Source organism: Arsenicicoccus sp. UBA7492, from assembly GCF_002479615.1.
GTDB lineage: Bacteria > Actinomycetota > Actinomycetes > Actinomycetales > Dermatophilaceae > Arsenicicoccus > Arsenicicoccus bolidensis.
Genome location: NZ_DLOE01000025.1, coordinates 74,737 through 90,695, shown reverse-complemented (window position 1 = coordinate 90,695; position 15,959 = coordinate 74,737). Strand labels below are relative to the sequence as shown.

The 15,959-nt window shown below is 72.6% G+C and carries 16 protein-coding genes; 5 read left to right on the top strand and 11 right to left on the bottom strand.

Going from position 1 to position 15,959, the window contains the following annotated elements; all coding sequences use genetic code 11:
• Positions 1-2 precede the first annotated feature (2 nt).
• Genes B4E97_RS07125 through glmS form a run of 3 tightly spaced genes read right to left on the bottom strand, consistent with a single transcriptional unit; the run spans position 3 to position 3,833 of the window.
• Positions 3-1,553, bottom strand: a complete 1,551-nt coding sequence (locus B4E97_RS07125; RefSeq protein WP_286959200.1) for a bifunctional ADP-dependent NAD(P)H-hydrate dehydratase/NAD(P)H-hydrate epimerase — start codon at positions 1,551-1,553, stop codon at positions 3-5.
• 44 nt (positions 1,554-1,597) lie between these two features.
• Entirely contained in the window at positions 1,598-1,948 is a 351-nt protein-coding gene (locus tag B4E97_RS07120) for a holo-ACP synthase (protein ID WP_286959199.1), read from the bottom strand.
• Positions 1,949-1,979: 31 nt separating this feature from the next.
• Positions 1,980-3,833 (bottom strand): glutamine--fructose-6-phosphate transaminase (isomerizing), encoded by a 1,854-nt coding sequence (gene glmS, locus B4E97_RS07115; RefSeq protein ID WP_286959198.1) that lies wholly within the window; start codon positions 3,831-3,833, stop codon positions 1,980-1,982.
• 82 nt (positions 3,834-3,915) lie between these two features.
• Here glmS and coaA point away from each other — a divergent pair, with 82 nt between their 5' ends.
• Positions 3,916-4,896: a type I pantothenate kinase gene (gene coaA / locus B4E97_RS07110; protein ID WP_029211368.1), complete on the top strand. Its 981-nt coding sequence runs from the start codon at positions 3,916-3,918 to the stop codon at positions 4,894-4,896.
• Between the two features lie 144 nt (positions 4,897-5,040).
• Here the strand turns inward: coaA and B4E97_RS07105 are convergent, their stop codons facing one another.
• From B4E97_RS07105 to mca, 7 genes are all read right to left on the bottom strand, one after another.
• On the bottom strand, positions 5,041-5,379 hold the full coding sequence (locus tag B4E97_RS07105) for a FeoC-like transcriptional regulator (RefSeq protein ID WP_019285506.1): 339 nt from the start codon (positions 5,377-5,379) through the stop codon (positions 5,041-5,043).
• A complete protein-coding gene (gene feoB / locus B4E97_RS07100) occupies positions 5,376-7,481 on the bottom strand; it encodes a ferrous iron transport protein B (RefSeq protein ID WP_286959197.1) in 2,106 nt (701 codons plus the stop codon). Before feoB ends, B4E97_RS07105 begins: the two co-directional genes overlap by 4 nt.
• On the bottom strand, positions 7,478-7,729 hold the full coding sequence (locus B4E97_RS07095; RefSeq protein WP_051274072.1) for a FeoA family protein: 252 nt from the start codon (positions 7,727-7,729) through the stop codon (positions 7,478-7,480). Before B4E97_RS07095 ends, feoB begins: the two co-directional genes overlap by 4 nt.
• A gap of 96 nt (positions 7,730-7,825) precedes the next feature.
• Complete coding sequence (locus B4E97_RS07090; protein WP_240483965.1) at positions 7,826-9,061, bottom strand: PhoH family protein; 1,236 nt, start codon at positions 9,059-9,061, stop codon at positions 7,826-7,828.
• 484 nt (positions 9,062-9,545) lie between these two features.
• On the bottom strand, positions 9,546-10,313 hold the full coding sequence (locus B4E97_RS07085) for an isoprenyl transferase (protein WP_019285502.1): 768 nt from the start codon (positions 10,311-10,313) through the stop codon (positions 9,546-9,548).
• Between the two features lie 75 nt (positions 10,314-10,388).
• Positions 10,389-10,688, bottom strand: coding sequence for a hypothetical protein (locus B4E97_RS07080; protein ID WP_286959195.1), 300 nt, complete (start codon positions 10,686-10,688; stop codon positions 10,389-10,391).
• Complete coding sequence (gene mca / locus B4E97_RS07075) at positions 10,688-11,635, bottom strand: mycothiol conjugate amidase Mca (RefSeq protein ID WP_037213412.1); 948 nt, start codon at positions 11,633-11,635, stop codon at positions 10,688-10,690. Before mca ends, B4E97_RS07080 begins: the two co-directional genes overlap by 1 nt.
• 105 nt (positions 11,636-11,740) lie before the next feature.
• Here mca and B4E97_RS07070 point away from each other — a divergent pair, with 105 nt between their 5' ends.
• Together B4E97_RS07070 and greA are read left to right on the top strand one after the other, a co-directional pair.
• The gene (locus B4E97_RS07070) at positions 11,741-12,163 is read left to right on the top strand and encodes a DUF4307 domain-containing protein (RefSeq protein WP_019285499.1); all 423 of its coding nucleotides are present in this window, start codon (positions 11,741-11,743) and stop codon (positions 12,161-12,163) included.
• Between the two features lie 137 nt (positions 12,164-12,300).
• A complete protein-coding gene (greA, locus tag B4E97_RS07065) occupies positions 12,301-12,792 on the top strand; it encodes a transcription elongation factor GreA (protein WP_029211361.1) in 492 nt (163 codons plus the stop codon).
• Between the two features lie 4 nt (positions 12,793-12,796).
• Here greA and B4E97_RS07060 read toward each other — a convergent pair whose 3' ends face one another.
• The gene (locus B4E97_RS07060) at positions 12,797-14,122 is read right to left on the bottom strand and encodes a glutamate mutase L (protein ID WP_029211360.1); all 1,326 of its coding nucleotides are present in this window, start codon (positions 14,120-14,122) and stop codon (positions 12,797-12,799) included.
• Between the two features lie 112 nt (positions 14,123-14,234).
• Here B4E97_RS07060 and B4E97_RS07055 point away from each other — a divergent pair, with 112 nt between their 5' ends.
• A complete protein-coding gene (locus B4E97_RS07055; RefSeq protein WP_286959194.1) occupies positions 14,235-15,200 on the top strand; it encodes an acyl-CoA thioesterase in 966 nt (321 codons plus the stop codon).
• An 18-nt stretch (positions 15,201-15,218) separates the two neighbouring features.
• The gene (gene msrA, locus B4E97_RS07050; RefSeq protein ID WP_286959193.1) at positions 15,219-15,935 is read left to right on the top strand and encodes a peptide-methionine (S)-S-oxide reductase MsrA; all 717 of its coding nucleotides are present in this window, start codon (positions 15,219-15,221) and stop codon (positions 15,933-15,935) included.
• Positions 15,936-15,959 lie beyond the last annotated feature (24 nt).

The window sequence follows — 15,959 nt, the reverse complement described above, 5'->3', positions numbered from 1 at the left end:
GCTCACCCCACCTCCGAGGCGCGGGCGAGGAGCCGCGCGACGGTGGCAGGCACCTGCTGGGCGATCTCGAGCGCGCGGACCGGGCCGCCTGGGTTGGCGTCGTGGGCGGCGACCCCGTGCACGAGCGCGGCGAGGGACCCGGCGTCGACGGGGTCCAGCCCGGACGCGAGCAGGGTGCCGGCGAGCCCCGCAAGGACGTCGCCCGACCCCGCCGTGCCCGCCCACGCGGGGGCGTCGGCCTGCGCCCGGACGGCGAGGCCGGAGGCGGGGGGCGCGACGACATACGTGGTGGATCCCTTGAGCAGCACCGTCGCTCGCAGCAGCTCGGCGGCGCGGCGGGCCCAGCGCAGCGGCTCGGCGACGACCCCGGCCCGGTCGAGCTCGGACGCGTCGGGGTCGAGACGGGCGAGCAGGCGGGCCAGCTCGCCGGCGTGCGGCGTCAGCAGGATGCGGGCGCCGGCCTGGGTGCGGGGGCCGTCGAGCAGGTCCAGCCCGCCGGCGTCGACGAGGCAGGGCAGCTCGCTGTCGAGGGCTCGGCGGGCGGCCTCCACCTGCGCGAGGCCCAGCTGGTCCCAGGAGTGCGGGTGCGCGTCGAGACCGGGCCCGACGACCCAGGCCTGCACGCGGCCGGGCCCGTGCACGGCCTCGGGGACCTCGGCGCGGACGAGCTGCGTGGGACCGGGCGGACCGACGTAGCGCACCATCCCCGCCCCCGCGCAGACCGCGGCCGTGACGCTGAGCAGCGGTGCGCCGGTGTAGACCTCGCCGCCGGCCACGACGCCGACCACCCCGCGGGAGTACTTGTCGTCCTCGGGACCCGGCGTGGGCCACAGCGCGGCCACGTCGTCGTGGTCGAGCCGCTCCGCCGCGGGGAGCGTGTCGAGGTCGAGGCCGATGTCGACCACCGTGAGCATGCCGCAACGGCCGGCCGTGCCGAGCACGTGGACGGGCTTGGCGCACCCGAAGGTCACCGTCTCGTCGGCGAACACCCCTGTGCCGCCGACCAGCTCGCCCATGGGGTCGGTGCCGGAGGGCACGTCCACCGCGATGACGTGGGCGTCGTCACCGACGGCGTCGAGCAGCTCGGTGACCAGGTCGGGCAGCCCGGGCCGCCCGCCGATGCCGAGGACGCCATCGAGGACCACGTCGGCGACGCCCAGTGCCTCGACCGCCTTGGCCCGGCCCTTGGGCTCGGCCTTGCGTCTGCCCCTGCTCCCCTGGCCCGTGGCGTCGAGGACCTCGACCTTGGCCCGGCGCGCGGCGCGCAGGCCCTCCTCGTGCGGCGTCTCGGTGGTGAGCACGGCGACCAGGTCGAGCGGCTCCCCCACCAGGTCCGCGAGGTGCGCGAGGGCCCACAGGGCGTCCCCGCCGTTGTTGCCGCCGCCGACGAGCGCGACGACGAGCGGCTGAGTGCTGGTGTCGTCCGGGAGGCGCGCGGCGACGACCTGGGCCAGACCGGTGGCGGCCCGCTGCATCAGCTCGCCGTCGGGGAGCTGCGCCATGGCACGCGCCTCCGCGGCACGGACGTCGTCGACCGACCAGGCGTGGATCATCTCGGGCCTCCTTGCGATCGCCGGAGCGGGACCGGCCGGGTGTGTCACCTCTCGGCGATGACGAACGCCGAGGCCACGCCCGCGTCGTGGGACAGGGACAGGTGCAGCCTAGTCACGCCCAGGTCGTCCATCCGGTCCTGCACGCTGCCGCGTACCTGCCAGTAGGGTCGGCCGTGCTCGCCCCGCACGACCGTCGCGTCCTGCCAGCTGAGCGAGCCGGGCGATCCGAGCGCCTTGGCCAGTGCCTCCTTGGCGGCGAAGCGGGCGGCGGTCGACTCGGTGCGCAGTCCGCGCTCCTCGGGCGTGAACAACCGCTCGAGCAGGCCGGGAGCCCGCTCGAGGGTGCGCGCGAAGCGCTCGACGTCGACGACGTCGATCCCCACGCCCAGGATCATGGACGACCTGCTCGTATGCCGACGCCCGCCGTCACTCGACGGTGACGGACTTGGCGAGGTTGCGCGGCTGGTCGACGTCCAGCCCCTTGGCGGTGGCGAGCTCGCAGGCAAAGACCTGCAGCGGGATGATCGACAGCAGCGGCATCATCATGACGCTGGTGCGGGGCACCTCGATGACCTCGTCGGCGAACGGCCGGACCGCCTCGTCGCCCTCCTCCGTGATGACCAGGGTGCGGGCACCGCGGGCGCGGATCTCCTGGATGTTGGAGACGACCTTGGCGTGCAGGTCGTAGGGGCTGTCCTGCGCGGGCATGACGATGAACACCGGCTGGCCGGGCTCGATCAGGGCGATCGGGCCGTGCTTGAGCTCGCCGGCCGCAAAGCCCTCGGCGTGGATGTAGGCGATCTCCTTGAGCTTGAGCGCGCCCTCGAGCGCGATCGGGTAGCCGACGTGGCGTCCCAGGAAGAGCACCGAGCGGGTGTCGGACATGAAGCGCGCGATCTCGCGGACGCGGTCCATGGAGCCCAGCACCGTGTCGACGTGCTGCGGGATCTCGGCGAGCTCGCGCATGACGGCCTGCGCGTCCTCGGCATACGTGCCGCCGCGGAGCTGCGCGAGGTAGAGGCCGAGCAGGTAGCAGGCCGCGATCTGGGCGGTGAAGGCCTTGGTGGACGCGACGGCGATCTCGGGGCCGGCGTGGGTGTAGAGCGCGGCGTCGGACTCGCGCGGGATGGTCGCGCCGTAGGTGTTGCAGATGGAGACCGTGAGCGCGCCGAGGTCCTTGGCGTGCTTGACCGCCATGAGGGTGTCCATCGTCTCGCCCGACTGGGACATCGAGACGACGAGGGTGCGCTCGTCCACGACCGGGTCGCGGTAGCGGAACTCGTGGGCCAGCTCGACCTCGGTCTGGATGCGGGTCCAGTGCTCGATGGCGTACTTGGCGGACAGCCCGGAGTAGAACGCGGTGCCGCAGGCCACGATGATGATCTTGTCGATGGCCGTGAGGCGCTCGGGGTCGATGTTCATCTCGTCGAGCACGAGCTTGCCGTCCTCGTCGGTGCGCCCGAGCAGGGTGTCGGCGATGGCCTTGGGCTGCTCGAGGATCTCCTTCTCCATGAAGGACGAGTGCCCGCCCTTCTCGGCCGCCTCGGCGTCCCAGGTGACCTCGAACCTCTTGCCCTGGGCCGGCGTGCCGTCGAAGCCCATGACCTGCACGTCCTCGGGCGTGATGACGACCAGCTGGTCCTGGTCGACCTCCATGGCCGACTTGGTGTAGCCGATGAACGCGGCGACGTCGGACCCGAGGAAGTTCTCGCCCTCGCCGAGGCCGATGACCAGCGGGCTGTTGCGGCGGGCCGCGACGACCGTGCCGGGGTGGTCCGCGTGCACGGCGAGCAGCGTGAACGCGCCCTCGAGGCGGTTGACCACGTCGAGCATGGCGGCCGTCAGGTCACCGTCGTAGGCCTTGGCCAGCAGCTGGGCCGCGACCTCGGTGTCGGTCTCGGACAGGAACTCCGCACCCTCGGCGAGCAGCTGGGTCTTGAGCGCGTGGAAGTTCTCGATGATGCCGTTGTGGACCACCGCGATCTTGCGGTCGTCGCCACCGCGGTGCGGGTGGGCGTTCTGGTCGGTGGGTCCACCGTGCGTCGCCCACCGGGTGTGGCCGATGCCGGTGCTGGCGGCCCCGAGGGGGTGCGCCTCCAGCTCGGTCGTGAGGTTGACGAGCTTGCCGGCCTTCTTGGCCGACGAGACCCCGTCGGGCCCGACCAGCGCGATGCCCGCCGAGTCGTAGCCGCGGTACTCGAGCCGGGCCAGCCCCTCGAGGACGACCTGCTGAGCCTTGTCATCCACCTGGGGGCCGACGTATCCCACGATTCCACACATGCGGCACACGATAACCGGCCGGAGGCCCTCACCACGCGAGAAACCCCCACGTGCGCGAGGCGGCGGGGCGTCATACCTGCTCATGGGCCACAATGTCGGGGTGTCGTCCAACGCTGCCGTCGCGCCGGTCTCGACCCCGTACGTCGAGATGGACCGGGCCGCGTGGGCCCGGTTGCGGGATCGGCACCCCCTCTCGCTCGACGCCGCCGACCTCGCCCGCATCCAGGGCACCGGCGTGCCGCTGGACCTGCAGGAGGTCGAGGAGGTCTACCTCCCCCTGTCGCGCCTGCTCTCCTTCTACGTCGACGCCACCTCCCAGCTGCACCGCGTCACCAGCAGCTTCCTGATGGAGTCGACGCCCCCGCCGACGCCGTTCGTGATCGGCGTCGCCGGGTCGGTCGCGGTCGGCAAGTCCACGACCGCCCGCCTGCTGCGCGACCTGCTCCGCCGGTGGCCGTCCACCCCCAAGGTCGAGCTGATCACCACCGACGGCTTCCTCTATCCCAACTCGGTGCTCGCCGAGCGAGGCCTCATGCACCGCAAGGGATTCCCGGAGTCCTACGACCGGCGGGCGCTGTTGAAGTTCGTGGCCGCCGTCAAGGCCGGGGCGCCGTCCGTGCAGGCCCCCGTCTACTCCCACCTCGTCTACGACATCGTCCCGGGCGAGCAGGTCGTCGTGGAGCAGCCCGACGTGCTCATCGTCGAAGGGCTCAACGTCCTGCAGGCCCCCCAGCCCCGCCGCGACGGGCGCCTCGGCCTCGCCGTCTCGGACTTCTTCGACTTCTCCGTCTACGTCGACGCACGGATGGACCACATCAAGAAGTGGTACGTCGACCGCTTCCTCAAGCTGCGGCAGACGGCCTTCGCCGACCCGGCGTCCTACTTCCGGCGGTATGCCGACCTGTCGGACGCCGAGGCGCGGGCCACGGCACTGCGGATCTGGGAGGAGATCAACGGCCCCAACCTCGAGGACAACGTCGTGACCACACGTGGGCGCGCGAGCCTCGTGCTCACCAAGGGCGAGGACCACTCGGTGCGCCGCGTGCTCCTGCGCAAGCTCTGACACCTCGCCCGCTGCCGGCCCCAGGAGCCGAGGTGGCGGGGCGGCGGCCTTCCATCCGCCGCTCGTCCCTCGCGGCTCCCGCCAGGCCCGCCCGTCCACCGCCCCACCACCTCGACTCCTCCCGGTCCCCGCGCCAGCGAGGGGCTAGCGGCGGCGCAGGGTCAGCTGGACGAGGACCGGGCCGGATCGGCGCCGCGACGGGCCGTCCGCACCGCAGCCGGCGTCCCCGTCGGACGAGCCGGAGGCGCACGACCCGCAGCCGCCGTCTGGGCACCCCGTCGCAAGCTCGCGCGCCTCGATGCGGCCCATCCGCACGAGGTGGTCGACGGCGGCGTCGACGGACGCGCGCGACAGCCCCGTCGCGCGCGAGATCGCGTCCAGGGACGACGCCCCCGACGCGAAAGCCGCCAGCACCTGCCGCAACGGCCCGCCCGACGAGACGGTCGGGCTTGCGGCGGGCGAGGTGGAGCCCGGGACCGTCATACGACCAGCCGCCCGACCTGGAACACGAGCACCGACAGCGTCCAGGCCATCGTCATCTGCACCGCGATCCCGAACACCGTCCAGCGCCAGCCGATCTCGCGCTTCTGCGCGGCGAGGGTGGCGACGCAGGGGGTGTAGGCCAGCAGGAACACCATGAACGCCAGAGCCGCCGCGGTGCCGTGACCGCCGGACGAGCGTTCGAAGTCCTCCCGGATGACGTCGCCCAGCCGACCCGGCTCCCGCTCGCTGTCCGGCTCGGACACGGCATAGGTCTGGGCCCAGGAGGAGATCACGGCCTCCTTGGCGACGAAGCCGACGACCAGCGCCGACGACGTCCGCCACTCGCCATAGCCCGCGGGCGCGAAGACGGGGGCGACCGCGGAGGCGCCGGCGGCGTAGACGGAGTCCGACGCCTCCACCTCGCCGAACGACCCCTTGCCCGGCATCGGGGTGGCCTGCAGCAGCCAGATCGCGACCACGGTGGCGACGATGATGCCGCCGGCGGTCTGCAGGAAGCCGCGCAGCCGCACCCAGGTCTGCGAGGTCATGAGCCGCAGCTGCGGCAGCTGGTAGGGCGGGAGGTCGAGGATCAGCGGCTCGTCCCCCACGCGCCGCCACACGGTCGAGCGCAGCGCGAGGCCGAGCAGGACGACGAGGACGATCGACAGGAGGTACATCGCGAAGACGACGGTGCCTGCCTGCTGCGGGAAGAAGGTCGTGGCCAGCAGGACGTAGACGGTGAGTCGCGCCGTGCACGAGGTGAGCGGCACGAGCAGTGCGGTCATGGTGCGGTGGTGCGCGTTGGGCAGCGTGCGGGTGGCGGCGATGGCGGGCACGTTGCACCCGAACCCCACCACGAGCGGCAGGAAGGCCCGCCCCGGCAGGCCGATCGCCCGCATCAACCGGTCCGTGACGACGGCGGCCCGCGCCATGTAGCCCGAGTCCTCGAGCAGCGACAGCAGCGCGAACATCAGCGCCATGAGCGGCACGAAGGTCAGGAGCATCCCGACGCCGGCGATGAGACCGTCGACGACGAAGCCGCGAACCGGGCTGTCCCCCAGACCGATCCGTTCGAGCAGCCAGCCGGCGCCGTCGCTGATCGGGCCGGTGAACAGGCCGTCGAGCCAGTCCTGCATCGGTGCGGCGACGGTCGTCGTGAGCTGGAAGACGACCCACATGGCGGCCAGGAAGACCAGCGGTCCCCAGACGCGGTGCGTCACGATCCCGTCGACGCGGTCGGTCCACCCGACCCTCACCTCGCCGCTGTGGCTGGCCGCAGCCTCCACGGCGGCCTCGACCCACGCGAACCGGTCGTCGGCGAGCATCAGCTCGGAGTCGTCGGAGTCGTCGGAGTCGTCGGGGTGCCGAGGCCGTATGCCGGAAGCGGCGCCAGGACGGGTCGCCGGCACGGGCCGGGCCAGGGTCTGGACGACGACCTCCGCGAGAGGGTCCAGCCCCGTGCGCCGACGCGGGTCGACCTCCACGACCGGCACGCCCAGGGCCGCCGCAAGGCGGTCGGCGTCGACGTGGATCCCGCGGCGCTCGGCGACGTCGCCCATGGTGAGGGCCACCACGACCCTCAGGGCGTGCTCGCGCACCTGGGCCACGAGATAGAGGCTGCGCGCCAGGTGCGCCGCGTCGGCCGCGACGACCACCACGTCGGGGCGCTCGGCGGGAGGCTTGTCGATCAGCAACGCCCGGGTGAGCTCCTCGTCCGGCGAGGCGGGGTCGAGGCTGTAGGCGCCGGGCAGGTCGACGAGGTCGACCTCGGCGACCGGGCCGGCGGGCTCGTCCCCGCCCCCGGTGCCGCCCCCCGCGGCGGCGTGCCCCATCCGCCAGGCGCCGCGCCCGACCTCGACGGACGTCCCGGGCCAGTTGCCCATCTGGCGACGGGCGCCGGTGAGCGCGTTGAACAACGTCGACTTGCCGACGTTGGGCGAGCCCGCGAGCGCGACGACGGGCGTGCCCGGGGCCGCGGCCGGGCCCCCTGCGTCGCTGTGGCAGCTCGGGACGCTGCTCGCGGTGATGTGGGCGACCGTGGTGGAGCCGGCGGCGGCCGCGCCGGCACCGGGCGCGGCCGGGAGGGGCGGGGCCTGCGTCATACGACCGGAGCCTCCTCGACCACGAGGACCTGTATGCCGTGCGCCGTGGCCCGGTCGAGCGCGATCCGCGAGCCGGCCACCGCCACGACGCGACCGCCGCCCGCCGTGCGGTGGACGACCTCGACGGTGGCGCCGGCGCGCAGGCCCAGCTCCGCGAGGCGTCGTCGCGCCACGAGCGGCAGGTCGACCAGGGTCAGCCGCACCGGTCGTCTCGTGGGGACGGACTGCAGGGTGTCGGTGGGCCTCATGCGGGCCACGCTACGCCCGAGGTTAGGCACGCCTCAGTGCGGGGTTCCCTTGAGCGGAACACCCCTGCCCCGTGGCGCCCCGTCCCCGCACGGTTGTCAGATCTCGAGGCCCTCCAGCAGGTCGGTGACGAGGGCCGCGATCGGGCTGCGCTCGCTGCGGGTGAGCGTGACGTGGGCAAAGAGGGGGTGCCCCTTGAGGGTCTCGATGACCGCCGCGACGCCGTCGTGCCGACCGACCCGCAGGTTGTCGCGCTGCGCCACGTCGTGGGTGAGGACGACGCGGGAGTTCTGGCCGATGCGGGACAGGACCGTGAGCAGCACGTTGCGCTCGAGCGACTGGGCCTCGTCGACGATGACGAACGCGTCGTGCAGCGACCGTCCGCGGATGTGCGTGAGCGGCAGCACCTCGAGCAGGCCACGGTCGATGACCTCCTCGACGACCTCGGTGGAGACGACGGCCCCCAGGGTGTCGAAGACCGCCTGCGCCCAGGGCCCCATCTTCTCGTTCTCGGTGCCGGGGAGGTAGCCGAGCTCCTGGCCACCGACGGCGTAGAGCGGGCGGAAGACGATGACCTTGCGGTGCTGACGGCGCTCCATGACGGCCTCGAGCCCGGCGCACAGCGCCAGCGCGCTCTTGCCGGTGCCCGCGCGACCGCCGAGCGAGATGATGCCGACGTCCGGGTCCATCAGCAGGTCCAGGGCGATCCGCTGCTCCGCGGAGCGGCCGTGCAGCCCGAACGCGTCCCGGTCGCCGCGCACCTGGCGCACCGCGCCGTCGGCGCCGACCCGGCCGAGACCGCTGCCCCGGGCCGAGGACAGCATCAGGCCGGTGTGCACGGGCAGGTCCTTGGCCTCGGGCATCTCGGCGCGGCCGTTCTCGTAGAGCGCGTCCAGCTGCTCCGGCGCGACCTCCAGCTCGACGATGCCGGTCCAGCCCGAGTCGACCTTCCACTCGTGGCGGTACTCCTCGGCGTCCAGGCCGACCGCGGACGCCTTGACCCGCATCGGCAGGTCCTTGCTGACGATCGTCACGTGCCGACCGGAGTCCGACAGGTGCTTGGCCACCGCCAGGATCCGGGTGTCGTTGTCGCCCAGACGGAACCCGTCGGGCAGGACGCGCGGGTCGGTGTGGTTGAGCTCGACGCGCAGGGTGCCGCCGTCGTCACCGACCGCCACCGCGTGGTCCAGGCGGCCCTCCTTGACCCGCAGGTCGTCGAGCAGCCGCAGCGCCTGGCGGGCGAAGTAGCCGAGCTCCGGGTGGTGCCGCTTGGCCTCGAGCTCGGTCACGACCACGACCGGGAGCACCACCTCGTGCTCGGCGAACCGCAGCATCGCCCGGGGGTCGGACAGGAGCACGGAGGTGTCGATCACGTAGGTGCGGCACCCCTCGGCCACCGCGCCCTGTCCGGCGCCGGCGTCCCCGACGGCCTCGGCGTGCGGGACGTCCGGAGCGCCCTCGCCCCGCTGGTCCACCGACGACTCGTCATGGCTGGTCTGCGTCACGCTGACTCCCACGCGCGACGGTGCCGTCGCGCTCGCTCTCGGTCCGGAGGCCGACCCTGGCGCCGGGGCGCCGGGTCCGGCCCCCGTCCGGAGCTCGTGTGGCTCCCTCAACGTCAAGGCCTTCCCATCCGTGCGCTGGATGCGCCGGATGCCGCCACGCTACGTGCGCCCGGTGGTGGTCGCGCGGGATATCCCGCCGCGACGCGTCGGGGTTCAGCCGAAGTTCACCCGCGCGGACCCCTGGCGTCGCGGACGACGGACCGCTCGGGGCAGGGGTGCGCCCGGCGATGCCGGCGGCCGCGCGCGCGAGACCTCAGGAGCCGTAACGCCGTTCGCGGTCGGCATACGACCGCAGGGCCCGCAGGAAGTCGACCCGCCGGAAGTCCGGCCAGTAGGCCTCGCAGAAGTAGAACTCGCTGTGGATGGACTGCCACAGCAGGAAGCCACCGATCCGCTGCTCCCCCGAGGTGCGGATCACGAGGTCCGGGTCGGGCTGGCCCTTGGTGTAGAGGTGGTCGGCGATCTGGTCCACGTCGAGCGTCTCGATGATCTGCTTCAGCGAGCGGCCCTTGTCGGCCTCGGCCCGCAGGAGGTCCTTGACGGCGTCGGCGATCTCGCGGCGTCCGCCGTAGCCGACGGCGATGTTGCAGACGAGGCCGTCGAGCTCGGCCGTGGCCTGCTCGGCGCACCGCAGCGGCGCGGCGGTCTCGGCCGGCAGCAGGTCCAGCGCCCCGACCAGGCGGATGCGCCACCGCTGCTGCTCGGCGAGCGAGGCGACGGCGCCCTCGATGATGCGCAGCAGCGGCGCGAGCTCGGCCTCGGGGCGGTTGAGGTTGTCGGTGGACAGCAGCCACAGCGTGACGAACTCGATACCCACCTCGTCGCACCACTCCAGCAGGTGCTCGATCCGGTCCGCCCCGGCCTGATGGCCCTCGGCCGTGTCAGCGCCCTTGGCCCGCGCCCACCGCCGGTTGCCGTCCAGCATGACGCCGACGTGACGCGGCAGGCCCTCGGTGGGGAGCTGGCTGAGCAGCCGACGCTCGTAGGCGGAGTACAGCGGGTTGCCGACTGAGCTGCGCACGGGGGACCTCCTTCACCGGTGACTCGGCGGACAGCGGGCTCGGCGACGTGCTGCGCGGCACGAACCGTGCCGAGGCTACTCCTGTCGTCCGGACCCTGTCTGCGGACGCCGCCCGTCCTGCTCACGGGGCTCATTGAGCTCATTGAGCTCACTGAACTCACTGAGCTCGCGGCTCCCGCTGTTCTCACTGCGCTCGTTGCGCTCACGCTGCGCCTGCTGCTCCGCGGCCTCGCGGTAGCGCACCCGGCGCAGGTGGCCGTTCATGCTCCGCACGAGCAGCCAGATCGCGAGCGCCAGCAGGAACACGACCACGAAGGCCGCGAAGCCGGGGCCGATCTGGTTGTAGAGGTCGTTGCCGCCGCCACCGGGGTTCATCAGGCTCGCTCCTCGCGCTCGCGCTCGTGCTCCGCCTCGAGGGCCACGCGGCCGTCGTAGGCGATGGACAGGTCCGTCCGCCGACCCAACGCGTCGGCCTCCTCGGGCGTGCCGAGGCCGGCGAACAGGTCGTCCTCGCCCGCCTCGATCGGCACGTAGGACAGCGCCGCCTCGAAGTCGTCGTAGGGCCAGGACTGCTCCTGGATCGCGAGGGGCACCTGGAACCACGTGCCGTCCGGGTCCACCTGCGTGGCGTGGGCCATGAGGGCGGCATCGCGGACGGGGAAGTACTCCGCGCAGTGGATCTTGGTGGTGACGGTCCGCTCGGGGCGGTCGCGCCAGCCCTTGAGCCAGTCGTCGTAGGGGCTCTTGTGCCCGCCGGCCAGCATGGCCTCGTGGAAGGACGTGATGCGCGCCTTGGAGAAGGTCTGGTTGTAGTAGATCTTGAGCGGTTGCCACGGCTCGCCGGCGTGCGGGTAGCGGTCAGGGTCGCCCGCCGCCTCGAACGCCGCCATCGCCACCACGTGGGTCATGACGTGGTCGGGGTGCGGGTAGCCGCCCTTCTCGTCATACGTGGTCATCACGTGCGGGCGGAACTCCCGGACGACGCGGACCAGCGCCTCGGTCGTGACGTCCAGCGGCTCGAGCGCGAAGCACCCGTCCGGCAACGGGGGCAGCGGGTCGCCCTCGGGCAGACCGGAGTCGACGAAGCCCAGCCACACCTGGCCCACGTCGAGGATCTCGCGCGCCTTGGCCATCTCCTGGCGGCGCACCTCGGGCAGGTTGCGCTGGATGTGCGGGTCGTCCTTGAGCTTCTCGTTGAGCACGTCCCCCCGCTCGCCGCCGGTGCAGGTGACGACGAGGACCTCGTGCCCCTCCGCGCGGTAGCGGGCCATGGTGGCCGCACCCTTGCTGGACTCGTCGTCGGGGTGGGCGTGCACGCACATGAGCCGCAGCGGGCCACGGGCGGTGTCGGTCACGAGGGGTCCTTCCGGCGGGACTACGGTGGTGGGCGAACCCCATTGTGCCCCGAACCACCTGCAGGAGCCGACGTGCCTGACGACGCCTACCCGGACGTGGACGAGCGGGACTACGACGAGGAGCTCGAGCAGCCCGTCGTCCCCCGGCTCGGCACGCGTCGGTGGTGGTGGATCGCGGCAGCCATCCTCGTCCCGGCGATCGCGCTCCTCGCCTGGATCGGCGTCCAGAACGCCACGGACGTGGTCACCCACCGGGTCATCAACTACCGCGTCGCCGACGACCGGTCGGTGATGGTGGACTTCGAGGTGACCCGGCCCCGCGGCTGGACCGTGTCCTGCGAGGTGGAGGCCCTGGACGTGCGTTTCGCTCCGGTGGGCACGACCCACGTGCGGGTGCCGGCGGACGACCGCCAGGACACCACGCGCACCAAGACCAGCCTGCGCACGACCTCGCGGGCCGTGACCGGCACCGTCAAGCTCTGCACGCGCGTCTAGCCCCCGGCGAGCACCACCGCGGGGACCAGTTGGTACAATGGAGGCTTACTCGTGCCGGGTCTGGACCTGACGCGCGGCTCTTTCGAGCCTCGTCGCTGCGGTCCGGACCCGAACTTATACCGACCAGGAGAATCATCGTGACCGAGACGACCGCTCAGCAGAGCTTCCTGACCCAGGAGGCCTACGACCGCCTCAAGGGTGAGCTCGAGCAGCTGTCGGGCCCCGGCCGCACCGACATCGCCAAGCGCATCGAGGCCGCCCGTGACGAGGGCGACCTCAAGGAGAACGGTGGCTACCACGCGGCCAAGGAGGAGCAGGGCAAGATGGAGGCCCGCATCCGCCAGCTCAAGCAGCTGCTGGAGACCGCCAAGGTCGGCAACACCCCGCCCGACGACGGCATCGTCGAGCCCGGCATGGTCGTCACGGTCGACCTGTTCGGCGACGACCTGAAGTTCCTCCTCGGCAGCCGCGAGATGGCCGGCGACGAGGACCTCGAGGTCTACTCCGAGAAGTCCCCCCTCGGTGCCGCCATCAACGGCAAGAAGAAGGGCGACCAGGCTTCCTACGAGGCCCCCAACGGCAAGACCATCACGGTCAAGATCAAGGACGCCAAGCCCTACGTCGCCTGAGCGCCTACCCCAGCAGGCGTGCGGCCACGCGGCGCGCCGCCGCCTCGTCCACGCCGGCCAGGAGGCCGACGGCGCACAGCAGGTAGTCCCGGTCGACGGCCGTCCGCGCGTGGTCGGGCACCCGCCACCCGCCGGCCCAGTCGCCGGTGACCGCCCCGAGGACGGCGTCCGCGACGCTGCCCCGCTCCCCCGCACCGCCGCCGTGCCTCAGCGCCCCGCCCGACCCGAGGACCAGGGCGACGTCACCGGTGGGGCGGTCCGGTCGTGCGTGGCGCCGCACCGCGATCGTCGCCGCCAGCCGGGCCAGCTCCGCGTCGTGCCCGCGCTCGTCTGCGTCGGCCGGCAGGTGCCCGGTGTCGGCGTGCACCCTCTCGGCATACGCGCGCAGTCCCTCGCTCACCGCGAGGCCCTCCGCGGGGGCCGCGTCGACGATGGTGGGGGCGTTCCACCGCATCCCGAGGTCCCCCTCGACCGTGCGCATCGCCCACATCGGGCCGACCACGTGCTTGCGCAGCGTCGCGTCCTCGCCCTGCGGCTCGATGACGGAGTAGACGTCGGTCGTCGCCCCACCCACGTCCACGACCAGCACGTCCCCGTCGTGCAGCGCCGAGAGCACCTCGACCCCGCTGAGCACGGCGTCGGGGGTCGCGGCACGCACCAGGGCGGCGAACGTCGGCCCTCTCGACAGGCCCTTGCCGCCGATCACGTGATCGAGGAACACCTCGCGTATGGCGGCGCGCGCACCCTCAGGCGCGATGACGCCGATGCGCGGGACGACGTTGTCGGTGGCGACCACCCGCCGACCGCGCTCTCGCAGGATGGCGACCACCTCGTCGCGGGCCTCGGCGTTGCCGGCCACCACGATCGGCATGGTCACGCGCGCCCGCGCCAGGCGAGTCGCGTTGTGCCGCAGCACCTCTGCGTTGCCCCCGTCGGTCCCGCCGACCAGGAGGACCACGTCGGGGCGGGCATCCCGCAGGTCACGTATGCCCTGTGCGTCGAGCTCCCCCGCGCTGACGTGCACGACCTTGGCCCCCGCGGACAGCCCGACCCGGTGCCCCGCCTCGGCCGTGACCGTCCGCTCGTATCCCACCACCGCCAGCCGCAGCCCCCCGCCCGCGCTGGAGCACAGGAGCACGTCGTCGATCTCCCCTGAACCGTCCGGCAGCTGCGCCTCAGCGAGGTCGCGGACCGTGCGGTAGCCGTCCAGCACGTCCGTCCCGACGGTGGTCGGCGTCTCGGCCCGTGCCAGCAGCTCGCCCGTCCCCGTCTCGACGACCACCGCCTTGGTGAAGGTCGAGCCGACATCGACGCACAGCACTCGGGACATGGTCGCCAGGCTATCCACCCGCATCGAACGAGCTCACACGCACAACGGCGCCAGCCGCCACATCGACCTGGGCCGATACCTCGTTGTGCGTGCGGGTCACTAGCCTGGGGCCATGCCCGGCACCCAGCGCAGCGTGACCCTCCGCTTCATGGCGGCACCGACCGACGGCAACGTCCGCGACCGGGTGGGCGGCGGCCGCATGCTGGAGTGGATCGACAAGTCCGGATATGCCTGTGCCGCAGGGTGGTCCGGCACCTACTGCGTGACGGCGTATGTCGGCAACATCCACTTCACCCGCCCCGTCGAGGTCGGCGACCTGGTGGAGGTGCAGTCCCGCGTGGTCCACACCGGGCGCTCGTCGATGCACATCGTGGCGACCGTCTCGTCCGGCGACCCGCGCGACGGGACGCTCACGATCAACACCCAGTGCCTGCTGGTCTTCGTCTCGATGGGTGAGGACGGGCGACCGGCGGCGGTGCCGGAGTTCGTGCCCGAGGACGACTGGGAGCGGGAGCAGCAGGCCCTCGCGCAGAGCCGCATCGAGGGTCGCCGGGCCATCGAGGCCGACATGGAGCGTCAGCGCTACACCGAGGACACGGACGCCTGCCGCGAGACCTTGCGCTTCATGGCGGCGCCGACCGACGTCAACTGGGGCGGCAAGGTCCACGGCGGCATCGTCATGCGGTGGATCGACGAGGCGGCGACGCTGGTGGCCGAGCGCTGGCACCGCGGCAGCGTGATCGCGGTCTACGCCGGCGGCGTCCGTTTCTACCGCCCCCTGCTCATCGGGGCCGTGGTCGAGGTGGAGGCCCGCCTCATCTACACCGGCCACTCCAGCATGCACGTGTCCGTGCACGTGCGCTCCGGCAACCCGCGCACCGGCGAGATGCGCACGACGACCCACTGCACCATGGTGCTCGTGGCCCTCGACGAGGACGGCCACAAGCAGCACGTCCGCTCGTGGAACCCCCAGCGCCCCGAGGACCTCGCCCTGCAGGAGCACGCCAAGGCGCTCATCGACATCCGCGAGCGGCTGCGGCGTCCCATCCCCGCGGCAGCGCCCGACGCCCCGCACTGAGCGTGGGAGGATAGGGGGATGATCTTCGGTCGTTCCACCCCCGTGATGGTCACCCCCGCCGAGGCCCTGCCCGGGCGCGACACCCCGATGGGCGGGCTGGCGGCCCGTCATACGGTCCTCGATGCCCCGCTCACCGGTCCCTGGACCACCGCCGACGGCTCCCCCGCCGAGATCCTGTATGTCGCGGGCGGGTGCTTCTGGGGGCTGGAGCGCATCTTCTGGAAGCTGCCCGGCGTGGTCGGCACCGCGGTGGGCTACATGGGCGGGTTCACCCCCAACCCGACCTACGAGGAGACGTGCAGCGGTCGCACGGGGCACACCGAGATGGTGCTCGTGGCCTACGACCCGGCGCAGGTCGGCGCCGACCGGATCGTCGCCACCCTCATGGAGAACCACGACCCCACGACCGCCAACCGCCAGGGCAACGACATCGGCACGCAGTACCGCTCGGCGATCTACTGGACCACCCCCCTGCAGGAGGCCCAGGCCCGCGCGGCGTGCGACGCCTTCGACGGGCTGCTCACCTCGCGCGGCCACGGCCACGTGACGACGGAGCTGCGCTCGGCCGAGGACGCGGGCCCGTTCTACTTCGCCGAGGACTACCACCAGCAGTACCTCCACAAGAACCCCGGCGGCTACTGCAACCACGGGCCCAACGGCTACACCTGCCCCATCGGCCTGGTCTCCTCGGACGACCTGCCCGCCCAGACGACCGTCGAGCCGCCCCGCGCCTGACCGAGACGCGGCCACTGCCGACCA